Consider the following 19919-nt stretch of genomic DNA (forward strand, 5'->3'; position numbering starts at 1 on the left):
TGCGTCACACTTGGCACGCTTCCTGTTAAAGAAATTGCCCAAAACAAAGCAGGAGGCGTGTCCATGTTCAACGTTGTCATGGCGTTTTGGGTCAGTGTGTTGATGGTGAGTGCTGGGGCCGCCCAGGCAGCCAGTGCCAACAATCGTATTGATCTGCTGACAGAAAATTTTCCCCCTTACAACATGTCGGTCGATGGCAAGAACTTCGCACAGGAGGAAAGCCTGAGCGGAATAGCCGTGGATATCGTCCGGGAGGCCTGTAAGCGGGCCGGGGTTGCTTACTCGATGACGCTCCGCTTTCCCTGGGAGCGTATCTACAAGACCGCACTGGAGCAGCCTGGCTACGGCGTTTTCGTGACGGCTCGTCTCCCCGAGCGGGAAGATTCTTTCAAGTGGGTGGGGCCGATAGGACCTGATGACTGGATTCTGCTTGCCCGTGCGGACTCATCGCTAAAAATTGGCAGCCTGGATGACGTAAAGCGTCAGGGTTTGCGCATTGGCGCCTATAAAGGTGACGCGATCGCCGAAAGTTTAGTGAAGCAAGGCATAAACCCAGACCTCTCACTGCGGGATCAGGAAAACGTTCAAAAACTTCAGGCAGGGCAGATTGACGTCTGGGCCACCGGCGATCCGGCGGGCCGTTATCTGGCGCGTCAACAAGGGGTTACTGACTTCAAGACCGTTCTGCGGTTTAACGAAAGCCAGCTCTTTTTAGCCTTGAACAAGCAGACACCTGACAATGTGGTGCAAAAACTGCAAAACGCACTGGAGCAGATGCGCAAGGATGGTGAAGTCCAGCGCATCCTGGAGCATTACCTTTAAATAAGCATTCGATTGTGCCTTTGCCGGTGGCACAGCAGTTATAAGAAACAAGGAGCTGAAGTGATGTCCAAGTCGATATTGCGTGTGGTGATGTTGGGGTTGTTATTGGAAGCAGGCGCAGCAAAGGCTGCGGTCTCCGACAATTACTCGATGGTCCTGCTGACTGAGAATTTCCCGCCATTCAATATGGCTGTCGACGAAAAGAATTTCGCCAAGGATGACGGGATTGACGGTATCAGCACGGATATTGTCCGTGAAATGTTCAAGCGTGCCGGAGTCAACTATTCCCTTTCTCTGCGTTTCCCCTGGGACAGGCTTTATAACCTGGCGCTGGAAAACCCTAATTACGCGCTGTTCTCCACGTCCCGCACACCTGCTCGCGAGTCGCAGTTCAAATGGGTAGGGCCCCTGGGCAAGACGCGTAAGGTGTTAATGTCGACTAACGCCAGCAATATCAAGTTGACCAACCTGGAAGGCGCGAACAAGTACAAGATCGGTACTTACAAAAGCTCGGCGGTCAGCCAGATCCTGGCTGACAAGAAGATTCCGTTTACCGAGTCCCTTCGCGACCAGGAAAACGTCGGCAAGCTGGAGAGGGGCGAAATCGACTTCTGGGCAACGACCGATGTTGTGGCTCGGTATCTGGCCAAACAGGAAGGGGTGTCCAATCTGCAAACCGCGTTGGTCATCGATGAGGCAGACCTATACCTGGCGGTCAACAAGGATACGCCGGATGATGTAGTTGCCAAGCTGCAGAAGACGCTGGATGAGATGCGCAAGGAAGGCGTAGTCGATCAGATTACCAATAACTACCTGTGACCCTTCAGGGGCCCTGTAGTAAAACCGGAGCCTGGGCTCCGGTTTTTTGTTTCAGCGGTACACACCATTCTTGCCATGACCGGCCATGGCTTTATTGCTGCGTAGAGCAATCATCTGCTCGACATCGATAATCTCGATGCCATTAGCGATCAAAGTGGGCAGCTCGCGCTCCAGAACGCTTAGCGTGGCTGGACGAGGATGACCAATCAGAACGGCCGTGCCTTGCTTGCGTGCCAGCCTGACGCCTTCCTGCAATTGCGCTGCGATTGCATCAGCTTGGTTTACATTGTCCAGGAACACATCGCGAGAAAGGCTCGCCAGCCCAATCTTTTGAGCTTCGGCGGCTGCAACCGTGGCTGCACTGGTACGGCTATCGAGGAAAAATAGCGATTTGGCCTGCAGGGTTTGCATGAGCTGACTCATGGCCGGGCGATCAGCCGTCATCCGACTACCTTCATGGTTGTTGACCCCGCTGACATAGGGGACAGTCGCCAGGGCGTTTTCGAGGCGCTTAAGGCGCTCCTCACCGGAAAGCTCGGGATGCCAGGCGAAGGGGCCGCCCGCAGGGTCCATAGGCAGATGCAGAATGACCGTACGGCCTGCCTTGTGGGCTTCGCGAGCCAATGTCGCGCCGAAGGATGTGCCCGGCATGATGGCCAGGGTCACCGGCCCGGGCAGACCAAGAACGCGACGATCCTGGGAGAGGTTCTGTCCCAGGTCATCGATTACGATGCTCAGGCGTGGTGGCTCAGCCGCAGCGGCTCCAGCTGCCAGAGCGAGCAGTAGGAGCGAGCCAATCCAACGCCTGATCACTGATTGCGTGTGATGCTCAGCCCTTTCAGGAGGCTGAGGGCTTGGGACAGCTGGAAGTCATCATCTTGCGGGCGGGGCGTCTGGTTAGGCGCCTTGCTTCCGGTAGGACGATCCGGGCCGCCGTTGGCATTACCCAGGTGACCGGCCAGATCAGCTTCTTTGAAGAACTCAGGATTGTCTTCTGGGGTGACTTTGGCGGGTGCGACCGCCACATCAGGGGTGATGCCCTGCGCTTGAATGGATCGACCCTTGGGTGTGAAGTACAGCGCTGTGGTCAATTTGAGTGCGCGGTCGTTGTTAAGCGGCAGAACTGTTTGCACCGAGCCTTTACCGAACGTATCCGTACCCATCAGGATTCCGCGCTTGGAATCCTGCAGAGCGCCCGCCACGATTTCCGCCGCCGACGCGCTGCCACCATTGATGAGGACGACCAGCGGAACACCTTCGCTGGGGTCAGCCGCGTCGGCCGAGAAGCTCAGCTCGGAGTTCTGGATGCGACCCTTTGTATAGACGATCAGCCCCTTGGTCATAAAGGCATCTGCAACCTCGACAGCGGCCTGCAAAACGCCGCCGGGGTTGTTTCGCAGGTCGAGCACCAAGCCGTTGAGCTTATTGCCCTTGTTCTCTTTGCGAAGCTGCTGGAAGGCCTTTGTTACTTCATCGCCCGTGTTTACCTGGAACTGCGAAATGCGCAGCAGGCCGTAGTTAGGCTCCAGCAGTTGCGCCTTGACGCTCTTGACCTTGATGACGGCCCGGTTGAGTTTGACATCGAAGGGGCGGCCACCGCCGCGTACGATAGTCAGGGTAATCGGACTGCCGATCTTGCCGCGCATCTTGTCTACGGACTGGCTGATGGACTGACCCTTGGTGGGCTGGCCATCGATCTTGACGATCAGGTCTCCCGGCTGGATACCGGCCTTGGCAGCCGGCGTGTCATCAATAGGGGAGACCACTTTTACGAAACCGTCCTCCTGACCCACTTCGATCCCCAGACCACCAAATTCGCCGCTGGTGGTTTCCTGAAGCTCAGCAAAATCCTTGGGTTCAAGGTATGCCGAATGCGGGTCCAGGTTGCTCAGCATGCCCTTGATGGCGTTTTCGAGCAGAGTCTTGTCGTCCACCGGCTCAACATAGGCTGCCTTGATGCGGTCCATCACCTCAGCGAACGTACGCAGCTCTTCGAGTGGAAGCGGCGCGTTGTTGATGGGCGCTGCTGCCCCTTCGACCGGGGTCACCGCGGCGGGCACTTCTCCTGGCGTCTGTTGCTGGGCCCAGGCGGTTGAAACGCCACTCAGCCCTATCAGCGAGAAAGCCAAGGCGGTGAGACGAAAGCAATGCGGCATGCGTAGCTCCTAATGTGTCCGGCACTAACCCTGGGCACGGCACCAGGTAAGCGGATCCGACGGACGACCCTTCTGACGTATGGCGAAATAGAGGGCAGGGGTGTCCTGACCTCCGCTGGTCCCGACGGTTGCAATCGCATCGCCCGCCTTGACCTGATCACCTGCACTCTTTAACAAGCTTTGATTATGCCCGTATAAACTGAGATAACCGTTGCCGTGATCAATGATCACCAGCTGTCCGGCTCCTCGTAACCAGTCGGCAAACACTACCCGGCCCGCATGAATAGCGTGCACCTGGGTGCCTGCGCTGGCTGAAATCAGTACACCATCCCATTTGGCGCGCGGGTCATCGCCACGCGGACTGCCAAAGCGTGCCAGCAGGCGACCGTTCACAGGCCAAGGCAGCTTGCCTTGTGCGCTGGCAAACGGACCGCCAAAGCCTGGTGCAGAACTAGACACCGCAAGGCCCGGTGTGTTCGTTGGCCGTGTCGTTTTGCTGCTTGCGCGACTACGCTCTTCCGCTTCCCGCGCCTGTGCCAGCGCACGCTGGCGAGCCTGCTCAGCCTCACGAGCCTGGCGGGCCAGTGTCTCTTCAATGGTTTTCAGGACCTTGCCGAGTTCTGCCTGATCCTGCTCGCGCGATTGCAGCGCACGGTTGCGGTCGGAGTAGTCGCTGTTCAGCTTGGCCAGGGTCTCCTGGCGTGCCTTGCGGACTTCGGCCAGCTTGTCCTGCCGCTCCTGCAAAGCGGCTTGCTGAGCGGTCAGCTGCGATTGCTCGTTACGAATGTCACTCTCTACCCCGGCTAGCTGTTTCAGGGTGTCGTTGAATGTCGCGAGTTGGTCGAGGCGGGCCTGATTGACATAGTTATAGTAGGTCAGGGTGCGACTGACCTTTTCCGGTTGTTCCTGATTAAGGAGCAACTTCAGGTATTCCTGACGGCCGCTTTGATAAGCGGCACGAATCTGAATAGCGATCAGTTTTTGTTGCTCAAGGCGTGACTGATCGAGTTTTTTTTTCTGGTCATCCAGCTTCTTCAGCTTTTCCTGACCTTGATCCAACTGATCCTGGAGATCCTTGACCTGCTTTTCCAGGTCGCCCATCTCCGTTTCGGTCGATTTGAGCTGCTTTTGCACGCCGGACTTTTCGGTCTGGATGCCTTGCAAGAGCTTCTGCAGTTCGGCGATGTCACGCTTGGTGGCTTCCAGCTGGCGCTGGGTATCCTCGCGCTGATCGGCCACGGCCGGAGTAAGCAGACATGCAAGAAGAACGAGGGTAAGGGCGCGAAGCATCGAGTAACAAATATCCCATGAGGAAGCGCCCTAGTATGCACGGGGCGGCTAGCAAAAAAAACGGCGAGACGAGCCGTAGATGACTAGGTGCTCTTTTATTGGTTGATGATCAGAAGTACCGCTGAGTCCTCAGAGACGCAACGATACTCCCAATCGGGTAAATGAGCAGGCCGTGATATTTAATTCACGGTAATGATCGTACGACCGGTCATCTCCTTGGGTTGCTCCATACCCATAAGCGTCAGCAAGGTGGGCGCTACATCGGCCAGTACACCGCCTTCACGAATGTGAACGGAGCGCTTGCCTACATAAACGAACGGAACCGGCTCGGTGGTATGCGCAGTATGCGCCTGACCCGTGGATTCATCTTCCATCTGCTCGACATTGCCGTGGTCTGCCGTAATGATGGCCTCGCCGCCGACCTTGTCCAGCGCTTCCACAATGCGTCCCATGCAGGCGTCCAGGCATTCCACTGCTTTGACTGCCGCCTCGAATACACCGGTATGGCCCACCATGTCGCCATTGGCATAGTTGGCGATGATGACATCGTAGCGCTGGTTTTCAATCGCATCGACAATCTTGTCGGTAACTTCCGGGGCGCTCATTTCAGGCTGCATGTCATAGGTGGCAACCTTGGGGGAGGGGATCAGGATACGTTCCTCGCCCTCGAAGGGTTCTTCCCGACCGCCCGAGAAAAAGAACGTGACGTGCGCATATTTCTCGGTTTCGGCAATCCGCAGCTGAGTCTTGCCGTTCTTGGCCAGGTATTCACCCAGGACATTGTTCAAGCTTTCCGGGGTAAAGGCACTGGGTGCAGGAATGCTGGCAGCATATTGGGTCAGCATGACATAGCCTGCCAGGTTTAGCGTCCGGGTACGGGGGAATTCCTTGAAGTCCGGCTCGACAAACGCACGGGACAGTTCACGGGCGCGGTCAGCGCGGAAGTTCATGAATACCACGGCGTCACCGTCTTCCACTTTGACGGGAGTCCCGACGGTTGTTGCCTTGACGAATTCATCGCTCTCGCCGCGCTCGTACGCTGCGTTGAGGCCTTCGGTGGCCGTTGCCGCATGGTATTCCGCGGTGCCGTCCGTAATGAGGTTGTACGCAGCGGATACGCGGTCCCAGCGATTGTCGCGGTCCATGGAGAAATAGCGGCCAATCAGCGACACGATACGACCTTTGCCCAGGCGGGCAAAGGTGGCGTCAAGCAGGTCGATCGAGCTCTGGGCGCTCCTGGGCGGTGTATCGCGACCGTCGAGGAAAGCGTGCAGATAGATCTTCTCGGCGCCACGCTTGGCCGCCAGCTCTGCCATGGCAACCAGATGGTCCTGGTGGCTATGGACGCCACCATCGGACATCAGGCCAAGGATATGGACGGCCTTGCCTGCGCCGACTGCCTTGTCGACGGCTTCGCCAATGACCGGATTCTCGAAGAACTCGCCATCGCGGATGGCCTTGGTGATACGGGTGAAATCCTGGTACACCACACGGCCGGCTCCCAGGTTCATGTGACCTACCTCGGAGTTGCCCATCTGGCCGTCAGGCAGGCCCACATCCATGCCGGAGCCGGAGATCAGACCATGGGGCTGTGTCGCCAGCAGGCGATCCCAGACCGGCTTTTTTGCCGCGTAAATGGCATTGTGCTTGGTTTCCTCGCTGTGGCCAAAGCCGTCGAGGATGATCAGGACCAGAGGTTTGGGTGTGAATGCCATGATTTCGGACTCTTGTTAGCGCTGTTTCGAAAGGCAACGGTTATCTGAAGTGTAACTGCCAAACGCCTAGCGACGCCACGCATGCAGGGTATGGTGCATGAGGTCGCGTGTGTATACTGGCCAGCATTTTTTGACTCCGGATACTTCGTGCCATGCAATTCGTTTCCCGGCTGATCGAGTTCGCCACTCACCATTACTTGCTTGTTGGCGCCTTGTTGGTGCTCTTGATCCTTCTGCTGATACACGAGACACGTCGTAGCGGGCGCAGCCTGTCAACGGCGGAGCTGACCAAGCTTCTCAATACAGAGCAGGGCATTGTGCTGGACATTCGTCCGAAGAAGGAGTTCGCTACCGGTCATATCGTCGGGGCAGTGAACATTCCTCAGGACAAACTGGCCAGCAGCCTGTCCCAACTGGAGAAGCACAAGGATAAGACCCTTATCGTTGTCGACAGCAATGGTCAGCAGGCCGGCGCTGCCTGTACGCCGCTACAACAGGCCGGATTCACTACGGCCCGGCTGACGGGAGGTCTCTCTACCTGGCGTGGGGAAAACCTGCCGCTCGTGAAAAACTAATTGTCGGACAGGAGGTACTCTCATGCCTGAAGTCATCATCTACACCAGTGCCTGGTGTCCTTACTGCCATCGAGCCAAGCACCTGCTCGACAGTAAAGGTGTGAAGTACCAAGAAATTGCCGTCGATGGCCAGCCTGCAGTGCGCAGTGAAATGACACGCAAGGCCGGCCGGACCAGTGTTCCGCAGATCTGGATTGGCGAAACCCATGTGGGTGGCTGCGACGATCTGTATGCGCTCGAGCGCTCAGGCCGTCTCGACCCGCTCCTCTCTGCCTGAATTAACCGATAAACAATAAGGTTCTGTCATGACTGATAACCTAAACGGAGCGCAGCAGACTGAAGAAGGCGCTCAGTTCTCCCTGCAACGTATCTATATTCGCGACCTGTCTTTCGAGGCGCCCAAGAGCCCGGACATCTTCCGTCAGGACTGGCAGCCAAACGTTAACTTGGATCTATCCACCCGCCAGAAGGCGCTGAACGAAGATTTCTACGAAGTCGTCCTCACGCTGACCGTAACGGTGAAGAACGGTGAAGACACCGCTTTTGTTGCTGAAGTACAACAGGCTGGTATCTTCCTGATCAAGGGTCTGGATGCCTCTTCCATGAGTCATGCGCTGGGCGCCTTCTGCCCGAACATCCTGTTCCCTTATGCACGTGAAACACTGGACAGCATGGTCGTGCGTGGTTCCTTCCCGGCGCTGATGCTGTCGCCGGTGAACTTCGATGCGCTGTACGCTCAAGAGCTGTCGCGCATGCAGACTGCAGGTCAGGCCTGATCTACGCTGTAGAAAAAACGCCCTTCGGGGCGTTTTTTTATGCCGCAGTGATTTATTCCGGCATGAAAAAGCCCAGCTGGCGCCAGCCCTCGTAAACGGTAATGGCTACCGCGTTGGAAAGATTGAGGCTGCGACGATCCGGCAGCATGGGCAGGCGTAGCAGGTGCTCGTGGGGAAGGGCATCACGCACCTCGGCTGGCAGCCCGCGGCTCTCGGGACCAAACAGCAGGGCATCGCCTACTTCATAGCGGACATCGGCATAGGACTGTGTAGCCTTGGTAGAAAAGGCCATCAGCCGACGGGGTTGTAAATCTGCTATACAAGCTGACAGCGATGCGTGACACCGCACGGTCGACCACTCATGGTAGTCCAACCCGGCGCGACGCAGCTTTTTGTCGTCAAGCGCAAAGCCAAGTGGCTCGATCAGATGCAGACGGCAGCCGGTAACGGCACACAAGCGAATGATATTGCCCGTATTGGGCGGAATTTCCGGCTCGAACAGAATGACGTCAAACATGGTAGCTAACACAGGAATAAAGAGCAGTATGGTAACGCCACCCGGCGACAATGGCTGCTGCTTCGTACGGTGGATATGGGCTGGTTGCGGAACGGTGGCATGTTGAGACGTCTGTTTCATGCCGTACGCCGTCTGTTTCTCGAGGTACGCGAAGCCAAGGCTGCTCGTGAAAGAGAACTCCAACGGGTGGATGATCCTGAAGAGCTACGCCGTGAGCTACAGACTCGCAATCGCCGCCTCCTGGTGTGGTTGGGCGCCATGTCACTGGGCGGGCTGCTGTTCGGGCTGATGGTCGGCCGGATCTATCATGGCGATGTAGGGCCTCGGCAGCCGATCGTTCCTCAGGTACGCGTGGCCCAGGCTGCAGAATACGTTGACGAAGGCTCTGGGAAGCCTATGTATCGTCTGGTGCTGTCCCTGAACAAGGCCCTTCAGTATGAGCGCTATCGCCCAGACGGTGCGTTGAATCTGCGTTTGCCCAACATAAGTTTGGTAGGCGGCAATCAAAGTGCTCAGGTAAAGACAAAAGAGTCACGCAGCTTTTCCTGGTCAGTCACTCAGCAGGGCAAGGACGTCAACGTGCTTGTAGTTGGACTAGGAGGAGCCCTGGCTACTCAGGACCACTTGGACAAAAAGGAAGGCGACCACTGGGAATTGGTCATTGAGGTTCCACTGATCTCAGCTGGCCAGTAAACGTGCGCACAATTAAGGCAAATTTCAATTGCTGCACATTTTTGGTGCAAGCCATGAATGCTAAACATTATTCTTCTTTTATGGTGCTTTATTTCTTGTAAAGCCAGTGCAATTGAAGGGTTTCAGCTTTGTATCTGTAACTTATTGATTTTAAAGGCCTGAGAAGTAGCCTTTTATCTCAGAACAAAAAAAGACCACCCGAAGGTGGTCTTGAAATAAAAAGGGGATTCCCCAGCCTGCCTGTACCGAGGTCCCCAAAAAGGTTGGTTACCAAGTACATAGCAGGCGGCGTGCCAACTTTCATAATTTTCTGAACGAAAAGTTCAGGCATAAAAATGCGCCGTTTAAGGCGTCTTTTAGCCTATAGGGCTTAGTCTTCACCCTCTTCATCGGGGCCATCGACTTTCATGCCCAGCTCTTTGATCTTCCGGGTCAGCGTGTTGCGTCCCCAGCCCAGGAGAACCGCGGCATCACGACGGCGGCCGGCGGTATGCTTGAGCGCGGTCTCGATCATGATTCGCTCAAAAGCAGGCACGGCGCTGTCCAGAAGGCTTGACTGTCCACGAGTCAATGCCTGATCCGCCCAGTGACGCAAGGCTTGTTCCCAGTTGGCGGCGGGTTGTGCATCCTGCGGCTGGCTAAGGAGTTCCGGCGGCAGGTCATCGATCAGTACCTCCCGGCTGGACGCCATCACCGTGATCCAGCGACAGGTATTTTCCAGTTGCCGGACGTTACCTTGCCAGGACAGGCCCTTCATGTACTCCTCGGTTTCCGGTCTTAGCGTCTTGGGTTCTACCGCCAGCTCTTGCGCCGCTCGTGCCAGGAAATGCCGGGCCAGTGCTGGAATATCTTCCCGGCGATCAGCCAGACGAGGAATGTGGATACGAATCACGTTGAGGCGATGAAACAGGTCCTCGCGAAACTTGCCATCCCGGACCAGACCCTCCAGGTTCTGGTGGGTTGCGGCAATGATGCGGACATCCACCTTGACTGGAGTATGGCCCCCTACGCGATAGAACTCACCATCAGCCAAGACCCGCAGCAGGCGCGTCTGGGTATCGGCTGGCATGTCTCCGATCTCATCAAGAAACAAGGTTCCACCATCGGCCTGCTCGAAACGGCCTCGACGCTGGTTGGCCGCGCCTGTGAAGGCCCCTTTTTCGTGGCCGAACAGCTCGGACTCCATCAAGTCCTTGGGAATGGCGGCCATGTTCAGCGCGATGAAAGGCGCTGCCGCGCGCGGGCTGTGGCGGTGCAGGGCATGGGCAACCAGCTCTTTGCCTGTGCCCGACTCGCCATTGATCAGAACCGTAATGTTGGAATGGGAGAGCCGGCCGATGGCGCGAAACACCTCCTGCATTGCCGGCGCTTCACCAATGATTTCCGGCGTTCGCGTCAGGTGAGCGGGCTCCTCAAATCCCTGCTGTTCCTGGGCATGCTGGCCGGCGCGCTTGACCAACGCGACGGCCTCGTCGACGTCGAACGGCTTGGGCAGGTATTCAAACGCGCCCCCTTGATAGGAGGCGACAGCGCTGTCGAGATCCGAATGTGCCGTCATGATGATCACAGGCAGACGAGGGTGAACCTCCCGAATGCGTGACAACAAGTCCAGGCCACTGGCGCCAGGCATGCGAATATCGGAAATGATGACATCCGGCTGCTGGCGGCCGAGCCGGTTCATGACGCTGTCCGCGTTTTCAAAGGCAACGGTCGTCATGCCTTCCTGCTGAAGGGCCTTTTCTAGTACCCAGCGAATGGAACGGTCGTCGTCGACGATCCAGACGGTCTCCGAACGGCTCATAAAGGCTCCTTATCCAACGGCAGGAAAATACTGAAGGCAGTGTGTCCAGGTTGACTCAGGCACTCGATAAGGCCTTGGTGCTGAGAAATGATGTTTTGCGTGATGGCCAGGCCCAGGCCGGTCCCGTCTGGGCGACCGCTGACCATCGGATAGAAAATGGTTTCCTGCATGTCGGCAGGAATACCTGGGCCGTTATCGATGATTTCGACCTTGCACACCAACCGATGGCGAACATGGGCAATAGTGAACTGGCGGAGCGCACGCGTCCGCAGCGTGATACGTCCCAGGCGCAGCTCATTGTGTTCGGAAATGGCCTGCATGGCGTTTCGCACAATATTGAGGACTGCCTGGATCAACTGCTCCTTGTCGATAAGGAGGTCCGGGATGCTCGGGTCGTAATCGCGTACCAGAGAGATACCACCCTGGCTTTCAGCATCCACCAGACTGCAAACACGCTCCAGCACCTCATGAATATTGGTACGTGCCAGTTTGGGCAGCTTGTTGGAGCCGAGCATGCGATCCACTAGGTTGCGCAGGCGGTCAGACTCCTCAATGATGACGTTCGTGTAATCCTTCAAGGACTCGTCCGGTAACTCCCGAGAGAGGAGTTGCGCAGCGCCACGGATACCTCCAAGGGGATTCTTGATCTCATGGGCAAGCCCGCGAACCAGCAGTTTGGTCGTTTCCTGTTTGGAAAGCTGGGCTTCCTCTTTGGTAATTCGCAGGAGACGATCCCTGGGATGCACCTCCAGCAACAGGTAGGTCGTAGAAGGGCTGAGCACAGGCGTAACAGCATAATCCACCGTCAGGTTGTTGCCTGTAGTGGACACCAGCAGTGCTTCACGCTTGGTAAACGGGTGCGAGTGCTCCACTGCCTGACGAAGGGCTTGGAGCGCTTCCGGCGACTCGGTGAACAATTCACTGATGAATTGACCGTGGCTACGCTGACCGCTGACGGCCAACAGCATTTCAGCTGCCGGATTCATGTACTCAAGGCGCAGCTCGGCGTTGAGCAGAATGACTGCCGTCGTAAGGTTATCCAGCAGCAGACGATGCATCATTTCCGTAGGCATGGCGAATCAGCTTTGATGTGACGACCCATGAAAATGCAAGAAACAAACCAAGCTACGTAAATAGGCTGCCCTGTGTTAGGGCAAGCCCATAACCTGTGCACTGCACGTAGCCTTAAGCTGTTTTCTAGCTAATCAGGATGTCTCGTTTTGGTGCGACCTACAGTATTGCACTGATATGGTGCATAAGGGGCTGGCGCTTTATTCTTCTTCGGGTTTTTCAGAAAGCGGACATTCGGGACGAATACCCCACTCACCGTCCTTGCAGGGGTTGGCCAGACGCCGCTGAGACAGCGACATGCGCTTCATATGGAAAGGTTGGCTAGGCGTACGCTCGACCACGACGCCGCCTTCCGTAACGATCTCCACCGCGATCTGATGCGTGCCCCGATCCAGGTTTTCAAGTGGAAATACCGGACTGCGCCCAGGGGCTCCTGCGGGTTGGCCATCCAGAATCAGCCGGTAGAAATGAGTAGGCATCAGTTCTGGATCGCTGGTGGCTGTTACGATCAGCTCACCGGCATTGCTCCGAATCGTAGCGTCCGGCTCCGGTACAAGAATGCGCAGCATCTGGTAGGACGCGATCTGAGCAGGTGGCGGTGGGGCGGATGGCTGCACCGGTTTACGAATATCCGGATTAGAGGGTGACAGCTTGATCGTACGTGGTGCAGCAGGCGACGGCATGCTGTTGGAAGGCTGAATCGTAACAGGGTTGGCCTTGATGCCCTTTGGAGGGCTATCTGTGAAGATGCGGTTACCTTCGGCATCGGTGTAGGTGTACACGGCTGCAAAGGTCGGCTGCGTCAGGAAGAGTAGTACAAGCAGATAAATGAAGCGCATCGGTAAGGATCAACGACTCGGACTGTTGAGGCTGATGCGTTGCACCGTGATCTCAACGGGCTCGCTCTGTTGTACGACACGTGTACTTTCGACCACCTCTATGGCCAGGCTGTGTGTGCCACGGTCTATGTTAGTCAGATGAAAAAAAGGTGCTCGGGTCGGCTCACCATAAGGTTGCCCATCCACCAGCAGGCGAAGTTCATGGCCGGGCGATAGGGCAGGCGTTATGGTCGCGCTGATAGAAAAAGTGCCATTGTTCGCTCGTAGCGCTTCATCGTCAGGCGCATCCAGGCGCAGGGTTTGATAGGGCTGACTCGTGGCTGCGCCCGTGTCGGGCGGGGACGGAGAGGGCGCGGTCGACGCCGGCGTCTCGGCTTTCACGGTGTTGGGGCGCTGCAGTTCGACCCGTTCGGCAGGCGCGTTCGCTGGCGGCTGGTCGCTGAAGACTGTTTGGCCGTTCGGGCCTACCGAGCGATAGATTTCGGCGTGAACAGGCAAGGTCATGGCAAACACTAGGCTGGCGAACAGCAGGCGCATATCTGTTCCTAGGGTGACACTGGCGTCACATAGAGAAAGAAGTAAGTCATAAGCGTTGCACTGACAGGCCCTTATGACAAGCGCCCATAAGCAAAAGGCCTCCCGAAGGAGGCCTCTGCTGTACAACCGGTGGCTTAGACGCTGTAGTACAGGTCGTATTCCAGCGGGTGAACGAAGGTGCGAACCTTGATCTCTTCTTCGCTCTTGAGCTCGATATAGGTATCGATGAACTCATCAGTGAAGACGCCACCCTTGGTCAGGAACGCGCGGTCAGCGTCCAGGGACTCCAGTGCTTCCTTCAGGCTGCCACATACCTGCGGGATCTGCTTGGCCTCTTCTGGCGGCAGGTCGTACAGGTTCTTGTCGGCAGCATCGCCAGGGTGAATCTTGTTCTGGATACCATCCAGGCCCGCCATCAGCAGTGCAGCGAAGCACAGGTAAGGGTTGGCCGCCGGGTCCGGGAAGCGCGCTTCGATACGGCGGGCTTTCGGGCTGGAAACGTAGGGGATACGGATCGAGGCGGAACGGTTGCGAGCCGAGTAGGCCAACATGACCGGTGCTTCAAAGCCGGGAACCAGACGCTTATAGGAGTTGGTGGACGGGTTGGTAAAGCCATTCAGAGCCTTGCCATGCTTGATGATGCCGCCGATGAAGTACAGGGCAGTATCGGACAGGCCGGCATAGCCTTCGCCTGCGAACGTGTTCTTGCCTTCCTTGGAGATAGACATGTGAACGTGCATGCCCGAGCCGTTATCGCCATACAGCGGCTTCGGCATGAAGGTTACGGTCTTGCCGTAGGCATCAGCGACGTTGTGTACGCAGTACTTCAGCGTCTGGACTTCGTCCGCCTTGGCTACCAGCGTGTTGAACTTCACGCCGATCTCGTTCTGGCCGGCAGTCGCCACTTCATGGTGGTGAACTTCAACAACCAGACCCATTTCTTCCAGCGCATTACACATGGCCGTACGGATTTCGTGGTCGTGGTCAACCGGCGGAACCGGGAAGTAACCGCCCTTGACGCCCGGACGGTGACCCTTGTTGCCGCTTTCGAAATCAGCGTCAGTGTTCCAGGACGCCTGTTCGGAGAAGATCTTGAACATGGAGCCGGAGATGTCAGACTTGAACTTCACTTCGTCGAAGATGAAGAACTCGGGCTCTGGACCCACGAATACAGTGTCACCGATACCGGTGGACTTCAGATACTCTTCAGCGGCCTTGGCAATAGCCCGGGGATCGCGCTCATAAGGCTGCATGGTGGACGGTTCGATGATGTCGCAGACCAGGATGACGGTCGGCTCTTCAGTGAACGGATCCAGCACGGCGGTGCTGTCGTCCGGCATCAGGATCATGTCGGAAGCTTCGATACCTTTCCAGCCAGCAATGGAGGAGCCATCGAACATTTTTCCGTGTTCGAAGAAGTCTTCATCGAGGGCGTCGCGAGCGGGCATAGTAACGTGCTGCTGCTTTCCCTTGGTGTCCGTGAAGCGCAGGTCTATCCACTTCACGTCGTTTTCTTTGATCAGTTGAACCGCCTTCGACATGTTTTCCTCCAGAGGGATTGAGGCTGGGAGCGGTTGGCGTAACTCCCAGGATCAGGTGTACCCGTAGCAAGGGCACTTCTGAAAACGGTTGCGCTTTCAGAAGAGCCCTATCCTCGCCTAAGGGCTACTGCCTCACAAGGGAGCAAGTAGCGTGCCAGTGCCCTGTAATGGGCAGGGCCGCACTAACACTAGGCCTTGGCCGTTAATGGTGCCTCTGGAATAGACCACCGAGCACCAAAAGCGTGCTTTATATTTTTTATAGCACCAAATTGGTGCTTTTATGGATTTAGACCAATGGAAGTCAGAACTTTCAGTTTGAGCTATACTTGTCGACCTTTTCTCGTCGTTTCCGCTCTTCTTTAAAATTTCATGAAGCTCATCGTCAAAGTCTTTCCGGAAATCACTATCAAAAGTCGTCCGGTGCGCAAGCGTTTCATTCGCCAGCTGGCGAAGAATATCCGGGTGGTCTTGAGGGATCTGGACCCGAACCTGACGGTGGAGGGTGAGTGGGATAACCTGGAAGTCGAAACACAGCAAACCGAGCCGAAGGTTCTGCGCGAGATGATCGAGCGCCTGACCTGCACGCCAGGGATCGGTCATTTCCTGGAGGTCCATGAATACCCGCTGGGCGACTTCGAAGATATTCTCGACAAATGCATCCAGCATTTCGGTGAGCGCATTCGCGGCAAGGTATTCTCCTTGCGCTGCAAGCGGGCCGGCAAACATGATTTCAGCTCCATGGACGTAGAGCGCTACGTCGGGGGCGGACTGCGCCAGCGCTGTGGCGGTGCGGGGATTTCCCTCAAGGATCCCGAGGTGCTTGCACGCATTGAGATCCGCCATGACCGCCTGTTCGTGATTGATCGGCAGCACGACGGTCTGGGAGGGTATCCACTGGGTGCTCTCGAACAGGTGCTGGTCCTCATGTCCGGTGGTTACGACTCAACCGTTGCTGCCTACCAGATGATGCGTCGCGGCTTGGTCAGTCATTTCTGCTTCTTCAACCTGGGTGGGCGTGCCCATGAATTGGGCGTTATGGAAGTTGCCCATTATCTGTGGGAGAAATTCGGCCGCTCCCAGCGCGTGCTGTTTATCAGCGTGCCGTTTGAAGAGGTTGTCGGCGAGATCCTGACCAAGGTAGATGACAGCCAGATGGGCGTCATCCTCAAGCGCATGATGCTGCGCGCAGCCAGCCGCATGGCCGAGCGCCTGGACATCGATGCGTTGGTCACGGGCGAGGCGATCTCGCAGGTTTCCAGCCAGACCCTGCCCAACCTGGCCGTAATCGACCGTGTCACCGATACGCTGGTGCTGCGTCCACTGCTGGCCAGTCACAAGCAGGACATCATCGACACGGCCGAACAGATCGGCACGGCGGCATTTGCCAAGCACATGCCGGAGTACTGCGGCGTGATTTCGGTGAACCCGACGACCAAGGCCAAGGGCTACCGTGTGGAGCACGAAGAAACCAAATTCGACATGGCCATCCTGGACGCAGCCCTTGAGCGCGCTACGATGATGACAGTCGACAAGGTGATCGACGAGCTTGGCAAGGACCTGAAGGTTGAGGAAGTCAGCCAGGCGCTGCCTGGTCAGATCGTGCTCGACATTCGTCACCCAGATAGTCAGGAGGATGATCCTCTGGCCGTGGACGGTGTCGAAGTGCAGGCTATGCCATTCTTTGCACTGAACAATCGATTCAAGGAACTGGACGAGAATCGCCAGTACCTTCTCTACTGTGGCAAAGGTGTCATGAGTCGCCTGCATGCTCATCATTTGCTCAATGAGGGGCATGCGAATGTACGTGTTTATCGCCCGGACTAAACAGCCCGGGCTGTTTGGCGGCAGCATTCGCCATCGCCCTCCCGACCGGGATTGAGGGCAGGCCTGTCGGGCTGCTCGTAGGCGCAGATCTCATTGGCGCCTTTGTTTCTCTGAATTAAATGCCCTTTGGGCTTGAATGAATTTTGCTGAATGTCGTGTCGGGCTTGCTGTGATCAGCCGCTGCGGCCCGGCTCAACTTGATAACGAGACTGAAAAAGTGATCGAGAATCTTCGTAATATCGCCATCATCGCCCACGTTGACCATGGCAAGACCACGCTGGTAGACAAGCTGCTGAAGCTGTCCGGTACGCTGGACCGCAAGGAAGCCGAAGGCGAGCGCGTCATGGACTCCAACGACCAGGAAAGAGAGCGTGGTATTACCATCCTGGCCAAGAACACGGCGATCAAGTGGAACGGCTATAACATCAACATCGTGGATACACCCGGTCACGCTGACTTCGGCGGTGAAGTAGAGCGTGTAATGTCGATGGTTGACTCCGTACTGCTGGTTGTGGACGCGCAAGACGGCCCCATGCCTCAGACCCGTTTCGTGACCCAGAAGGCGTTCAAGGCGGGCCTGCGTCCGATCGTGATCGTGAACAAGATCGACCGTCCGGGCGCGCGTCCTGATTGGGTTATCGACCAGATCTTCGACCTGTTCGACAACCTGGGCGCCACCGATGAGCAGCTGGATTTCCCGATCGTCTACGCCAGTGCCCTGAACGGCATTGCCGGCATGGACTACGAGAAGATGGACGACAACATGGATGCTGTGTTCCAGGCCATCATTGACCACGTACCGGCCCCCCAGGTCGACGTGAACGGCCCGTTCCAGATGCAGATCTCCCAGCTGGACTACAGCAGCTTCCTTGGCGTGATCGGCATTGGCCGTATCGCACGCGGTACCATCAAGGCCAACACTCCGGTAACCGCTATCGGTGCCGATGGCAAGAAGCGTAACGGCCGCATCCTGAAGATCATGGGTCACCACGGTCTGCAGCGTGTCGAGGTTCCTGAGGCGCAGGCCGGTGACATCGTTTGCGTCAGCGGCATGGACGAGCTGTTCATTTCCGATACCCTGTGCGACCAGCAGACCGTCGAGGCGCTGCCTCCGCTGACCGTTGACCAGCCGACCGTTTCGATGACCTTCCAGGTCAATGACTCGCCGTTCGCTGGGAAGGAAGGCAAGTTCGTGACCAGCCGTAACATCAAGGACCGTCTGGACAAGGAGCTGCTGCACAACGTGGCACTGCGTGTTGAGCAGGGCGAATCTCCCGAGAAGTTCAAGGTCTCTGGCCGTGGTGAGCTGCACCTGTCCGTATTGATCGAGAACATGCGTCGTGAAGGCTTTGAACTGGCGGTAGGCCGTCCAGAGGTGGTGATCATCGAGAACGAAAACGGCGAGAAGCAGGAGCCGTACGAGAACGTCACCATCGACATCGAAGAGCAGCACCAGGGTCCCGTGATGGAGCAAATGGGTCTGCGTAAGGGCGATCTGAGCAACATGATCCCTGACGGAAAAGGCCGTGTTCGTCTGGAGTACACCATTCCGGCACGTGGTCTGATCGGCTTCCGTAACAACTTCCTGACTCTGACCTCGGGTACTGGCATCCTGACCTCGACCTTCAGCCACTATGGTCCGATCAAGGCAGGGGAAGTCACCAACCGTCAGAACGGCGTACTGGTGTCCATGGCTACCGGTACTGCACTGACGTATTCGCTGGAAACTCTGCAAAGCCGCGGCAAGCTGTTCCTCGCGCCTGGCGATGAAATCTATGAAGGTCAGCTATGCGGTATCAACAGCCGTGACAACGACCTCGTGCTCAACCCCACCAAGGGCAAGAAGCTCGACAACATGCGTGCTTCCGGCAAGGACGAGGTTATCGCCCTGGTTCCACCAATCAAGTTCACCCTTGAACAGGCCCTGGAATTCATCGCTGAAGATGAGTTGGTTGAAGTAACCCCGAAGTCGATTCGTCTGCGCAAGAAGCTGCTCAACGAAAACGATCGTAAGCGTTACGAGCGCAGCAAGGTGTAATAACCCGACCGCGCGACTGAAAAGCCCACTCGCTGAAAGGCGGGTGGGCTTTTTTATGCCTGGTGAAAGGAAGCCATAAAAAAAGCCCCGGTAAACCAGGGCTTTCACTGCCGTAGGGCTTACGGCGTATTCTTACGCAGTTTCACAGGATGCCCTTGCTGGGCCTTCTTGCGGGCGGCTGCGGTACGCATGCGGATATTGATGGCTTCCACTGCCAGCGAGAACGCCATGGCGAAGTAGACATATCCCTTGGGTACGTGAATCTCAAAACTCTCGGCGATCAGCACAGTACCTACTACGATCAGGAAGGACAGTGCGAGCATCTTCAGGCTAGGGTGCTTGTCGATGAAGCTGCTGATACCACCCGCTGCCAGCATCATCACTAGTACTGCAACAATGATCGCCGCAACCATCACCGGTACATGTTGCACCATACCCACTGCCGTAATGACCGAGTCCAGCGAGAACACGATATCGATGATCGCGATCTGGACGATGGTAGCGATAAAGCTGCCGCCCTTGCCCTTGGGCTCGTCGCTTTCTTCCTCTTCACCTTCCAGGCCGTGATAGATCTCGGTACTGCTCTTGTACAGGAGGAACAGGCCACCAAAGAACAGAATGAGGTCGCGCCCGGAGATGCCTTGGCCAAACACATGGAACAGATCGGCCGTCAGGCGCATCACCCAAGTGATCGAGAGCAACAGCAGGATCCGTGTCACCATGGCCAGTGCCAGGCCGAAGAAACGTGTGCGTGGTTGCATCGCCTTGGGCATACGGCTCACCAGGATCGAGATCATGATGATGTTGTCGATACCCAATACGATTTCCAGGGCCGTCAGGGTAAAGAAAGCCACCCAGATTTCCGGGCTTGTCAGCCACTCCATTCCAATTCCTCTTCATTAACG

19 protein-coding genes are annotated in these 19919 nt (G+C 56.6%); 8 read left to right on the forward strand and 11 right to left on the reverse strand.

The window, feature by feature from the left end:
* The first annotated feature begins 102 nt into the window (after window positions 1–102).
* Together JQR86_RS01050 and JQR86_RS01055 are read left to right on the forward strand one after the other, a co-directional pair.
* Window positions 103–822 (forward strand): substrate-binding periplasmic protein, encoded by a 720-nt coding sequence (locus tag JQR86_RS01050; RefSeq protein ID WP_239383492.1) that lies wholly within the window; start codon window positions 103–105, stop codon window positions 820–822.
* A gap of 63 nt (window positions 823–885) precedes the next feature.
* Window positions 886–1641 carry a substrate-binding periplasmic protein gene (locus tag JQR86_RS01055; RefSeq protein WP_434154170.1) on the forward strand — a complete coding sequence of 252 codons (756 nt, stop codon included), beginning with the start codon at window positions 886–888 and terminating at the stop codon, window positions 1639–1641.
* A 51-nt stretch (window positions 1642–1692) separates the two neighbouring features.
* Here JQR86_RS01055 and JQR86_RS01060 read toward each other — a convergent pair whose 3' ends face one another.
* The 4 genes from JQR86_RS01060 to gpmI all read right to left on the reverse strand — a co-directional run bounded on the left by JQR86_RS01060 (window position 1693) and on the right by gpmI (window position 6802).
* Window positions 1693–2454, reverse strand: coding sequence for a divergent polysaccharide deacetylase family protein (locus JQR86_RS01060; protein WP_219651731.1), 762 nt, complete (start codon window positions 2452–2454; stop codon window positions 1693–1695).
* A complete protein-coding gene (locus JQR86_RS01065) occupies window positions 2451–3797 on the reverse strand; it encodes a S41 family peptidase (RefSeq protein WP_010796140.1) in 1347 nt (448 codons plus the stop codon). Before JQR86_RS01065 ends, JQR86_RS01060 begins: the two co-directional genes overlap by 4 nt.
* Before the next feature lie 24 nt (window positions 3798–3821).
* On the reverse strand, window positions 3822–5087 hold the full coding sequence (locus JQR86_RS01070) for a murein hydrolase activator EnvC family protein (RefSeq protein WP_074827134.1): 1266 nt from the start codon (window positions 5085–5087) through the stop codon (window positions 3822–3824).
* 179 nt (window positions 5088–5266) lie between these two features.
* Window positions 5267–6802 (reverse strand): 2,3-bisphosphoglycerate-independent phosphoglycerate mutase, encoded by a 1536-nt coding sequence (gene gpmI / locus JQR86_RS01075; RefSeq protein WP_074827132.1) that lies wholly within the window; start codon window positions 6800–6802, stop codon window positions 5267–5269.
* A 152-nt stretch (window positions 6803–6954) separates the two neighbouring features.
* Here gpmI and JQR86_RS01080 point away from each other — a divergent pair, with 152 nt between their 5' ends.
* The 3 genes from JQR86_RS01080 to secB are packed head-to-tail and all read left to right on the forward strand — an operon-like array spanning window position 6955 to window position 8153.
* A complete protein-coding gene (locus JQR86_RS01080; protein ID WP_010796137.1) occupies window positions 6955–7377 on the forward strand; it encodes a rhodanese-like domain-containing protein in 423 nt (140 codons plus the stop codon).
* A 22-nt stretch (window positions 7378–7399) separates the two neighbouring features.
* Entirely contained in the window at window positions 7400–7654 is a 255-nt protein-coding gene (grxC, locus tag JQR86_RS01085) for a glutaredoxin 3 (protein ID WP_010796136.1), read from the forward strand.
* Window positions 7655–7682: 28 nt separating this feature from the next.
* A complete protein-coding gene (secB, locus tag JQR86_RS01090; RefSeq protein WP_010796135.1) occupies window positions 7683–8153 on the forward strand; it encodes a protein-export chaperone SecB in 471 nt (156 codons plus the stop codon).
* Window positions 8154–8205: 52 nt separating this feature from the next.
* On the opposite strand, the gene JQR86_RS01095 is transcribed toward secB, so the two are convergent.
* Window positions 8206–8670, reverse strand: coding sequence for a tRNA (cytidine(34)-2'-O)-methyltransferase (locus JQR86_RS01095; RefSeq protein WP_010796134.1), 465 nt, complete (start codon window positions 8668–8670; stop codon window positions 8206–8208).
* A gap of 99 nt (window positions 8671–8769) precedes the next feature.
* Between JQR86_RS01095 and JQR86_RS01100 the strand changes: the two genes are divergently transcribed.
* Window positions 8770–9363 carry a hypothetical protein gene (locus tag JQR86_RS01100; RefSeq protein ID WP_434135157.1) on the forward strand — a complete coding sequence of 198 codons (594 nt, stop codon included), beginning with the start codon at window positions 8770–8772 and terminating at the stop codon, window positions 9361–9363.
* 370 nt (window positions 9364–9733) lie between these two features.
* Here JQR86_RS01100 and ntrC read toward each other — a convergent pair whose 3' ends face one another.
* The 5 genes from ntrC to glnA form a co-directional block, all read right to left on the reverse strand.
* Complete coding sequence (gene ntrC, locus JQR86_RS01105) at window positions 9734–11164, reverse strand: nitrogen regulation protein NR(I) (RefSeq protein WP_019367298.1); 1431 nt, start codon at window positions 11162–11164, stop codon at window positions 9734–9736.
* Complete coding sequence (gene glnL / locus JQR86_RS01110) at window positions 11161–12237, reverse strand: nitrogen regulation protein NR(II) (RefSeq protein ID WP_010796131.1); 1077 nt, start codon at window positions 12235–12237, stop codon at window positions 11161–11163. The genes ntrC and glnL overlap by 4 nt, the downstream gene beginning before the upstream one ends.
* Window positions 12238–12435: 198 nt before the next feature.
* A complete protein-coding gene (locus JQR86_RS01115; protein ID WP_010796130.1) occupies window positions 12436–13074 on the reverse strand; it encodes a DUF4124 domain-containing protein in 639 nt (212 codons plus the stop codon).
* 9 nt (window positions 13075–13083) lie between these two features.
* Window positions 13084–13611 (reverse strand): DUF4124 domain-containing protein, encoded by a 528-nt coding sequence (locus JQR86_RS01120; protein WP_407362508.1) that lies wholly within the window; start codon window positions 13609–13611, stop codon window positions 13084–13086.
* 134 nt (window positions 13612–13745) lie between these two features.
* A complete protein-coding gene (glnA, locus tag JQR86_RS01125; protein ID WP_010796128.1) occupies window positions 13746–15152 on the reverse strand; it encodes a glutamate--ammonia ligase in 1407 nt (468 codons plus the stop codon).
* 369 nt (window positions 15153–15521) lie between these two features.
* Between glnA and thiI the strand changes: the two genes are divergently transcribed.
* Together thiI and typA are read left to right on the forward strand one after the other, a co-directional pair.
* Complete coding sequence (thiI, locus tag JQR86_RS01130; RefSeq protein WP_434154171.1) at window positions 15522–16976, forward strand: tRNA uracil 4-sulfurtransferase ThiI; 1455 nt, start codon at window positions 15522–15524, stop codon at window positions 16974–16976.
* A gap of 217 nt (window positions 16977–17193) precedes the next feature.
* Window positions 17194–19014: a translational GTPase TypA gene (typA, locus tag JQR86_RS01135; protein ID WP_026004159.1), complete on the forward strand. Its 1821-nt coding sequence runs from the start codon at window positions 17194–17196 to the stop codon at window positions 19012–19014.
* Between the two features lie 119 nt (window positions 19015–19133).
* Here the strand turns inward: typA and JQR86_RS01140 are convergent, their stop codons facing one another.
* Window positions 19134–19898, reverse strand: a complete 765-nt coding sequence (locus JQR86_RS01140) for a TerC family protein (RefSeq protein ID WP_019367302.1) — start codon at window positions 19896–19898, stop codon at window positions 19134–19136.
* Between the last annotated feature and the right edge of the window lie 21 nt (window positions 19899–19919).

Origin of the sequence: Pseudomonas sp. JZ134, from assembly GCF_051027695.1 — a bacterium.
GTDB classification, from domain to species: Bacteria; Pseudomonadota; Gammaproteobacteria; order Pseudomonadales; family Pseudomonadaceae; genus Chryseomonas; species Chryseomonas luteola.

Bases quoted from the DNA above. Each gene is read 5' to 3' on its own strand.
- JQR86_RS01050 (WP_239383492.1), top strand. From the start codon at position 103: ATGGTGAGTGCTGGGGCCGCCCAGGCAGCCAGTGCCAACAATCGTATT.
- JQR86_RS01055 (WP_434154170.1), top strand. From the start codon at position 886: ATGTCCAAGTCGATATTGCGTGTGGTGATGTTGGGGTTGTTATTGGAA.
- JQR86_RS01065 (WP_010796140.1), bottom strand. From the start codon at position 3,797: ATGCCGCATTGCTTTCGTCTCACCGCCTTGGCTTTCTCGCTGATAGGG.
- JQR86_RS01070 (WP_074827134.1), bottom strand. From the start codon at position 5,087: ATGCTTCGCGCCCTTACCCTCGTTCTTCTTGCATGTCTGCTTACTCCG.
- gpmI (WP_074827132.1), bottom strand. From the start codon at position 6,802: ATGGCATTCACACCCAAACCTCTGGTCCTGATCATCCTCGACGGCTTT.
- JQR86_RS01080 (WP_010796137.1), top strand. From the start codon at position 6,955: ATGCAATTCGTTTCCCGGCTGATCGAGTTCGCCACTCACCATTACTTG.
- grxC (WP_010796136.1), top strand. From the start codon at position 7,400: ATGCCTGAAGTCATCATCTACACCAGTGCCTGGTGTCCTTACTGCCAT.
- secB (WP_010796135.1), top strand. From the start codon at position 7,683: ATGACTGATAACCTAAACGGAGCGCAGCAGACTGAAGAAGGCGCTCAG.
- JQR86_RS01095 (WP_010796134.1), bottom strand. From the start codon at position 8,670: ATGTTTGACGTCATTCTGTTCGAGCCGGAAATTCCGCCCAATACGGGC.
- JQR86_RS01100 (WP_434135157.1), top strand. From the start codon at position 8,770: ATGTTGAGACGTCTGTTTCATGCCGTACGCCGTCTGTTTCTCGAGGTA.
- ntrC (WP_019367298.1), bottom strand. From the start codon at position 11,164: ATGAGCCGTTCGGAGACCGTCTGGATCGTCGACGACGACCGTTCCATT.
- glnL (WP_010796131.1), bottom strand. From the start codon at position 12,237: ATGCCTACGGAAATGATGCATCGTCTGCTGCTGGATAACCTTACGACG.
- JQR86_RS01115 (WP_010796130.1), bottom strand. From the start codon at position 13,074: ATGCGCTTCATTTATCTGCTTGTACTACTCTTCCTGACGCAGCCGACC.
- JQR86_RS01120 (WP_407362508.1), bottom strand. From the start codon at position 13,611: ATGCGCCTGCTGTTCGCCAGCCTAGTGTTTGCCATGACCTTGCCTGTT.
- glnA (WP_010796128.1), bottom strand. From the start codon at position 15,152: ATGTCGAAGGCGGTTCAACTGATCAAAGAAAACGACGTGAAGTGGATA.
- thiI (WP_434154171.1), top strand. From the start codon at position 15,522: ATGAAGCTCATCGTCAAAGTCTTTCCGGAAATCACTATCAAAAGTCGT.
- JQR86_RS01140 (WP_019367302.1), bottom strand. From the start codon at position 19,898: ATGGAGTGGCTGACAAGCCCGGAAATCTGGGTGGCTTTCTTTACCCTG.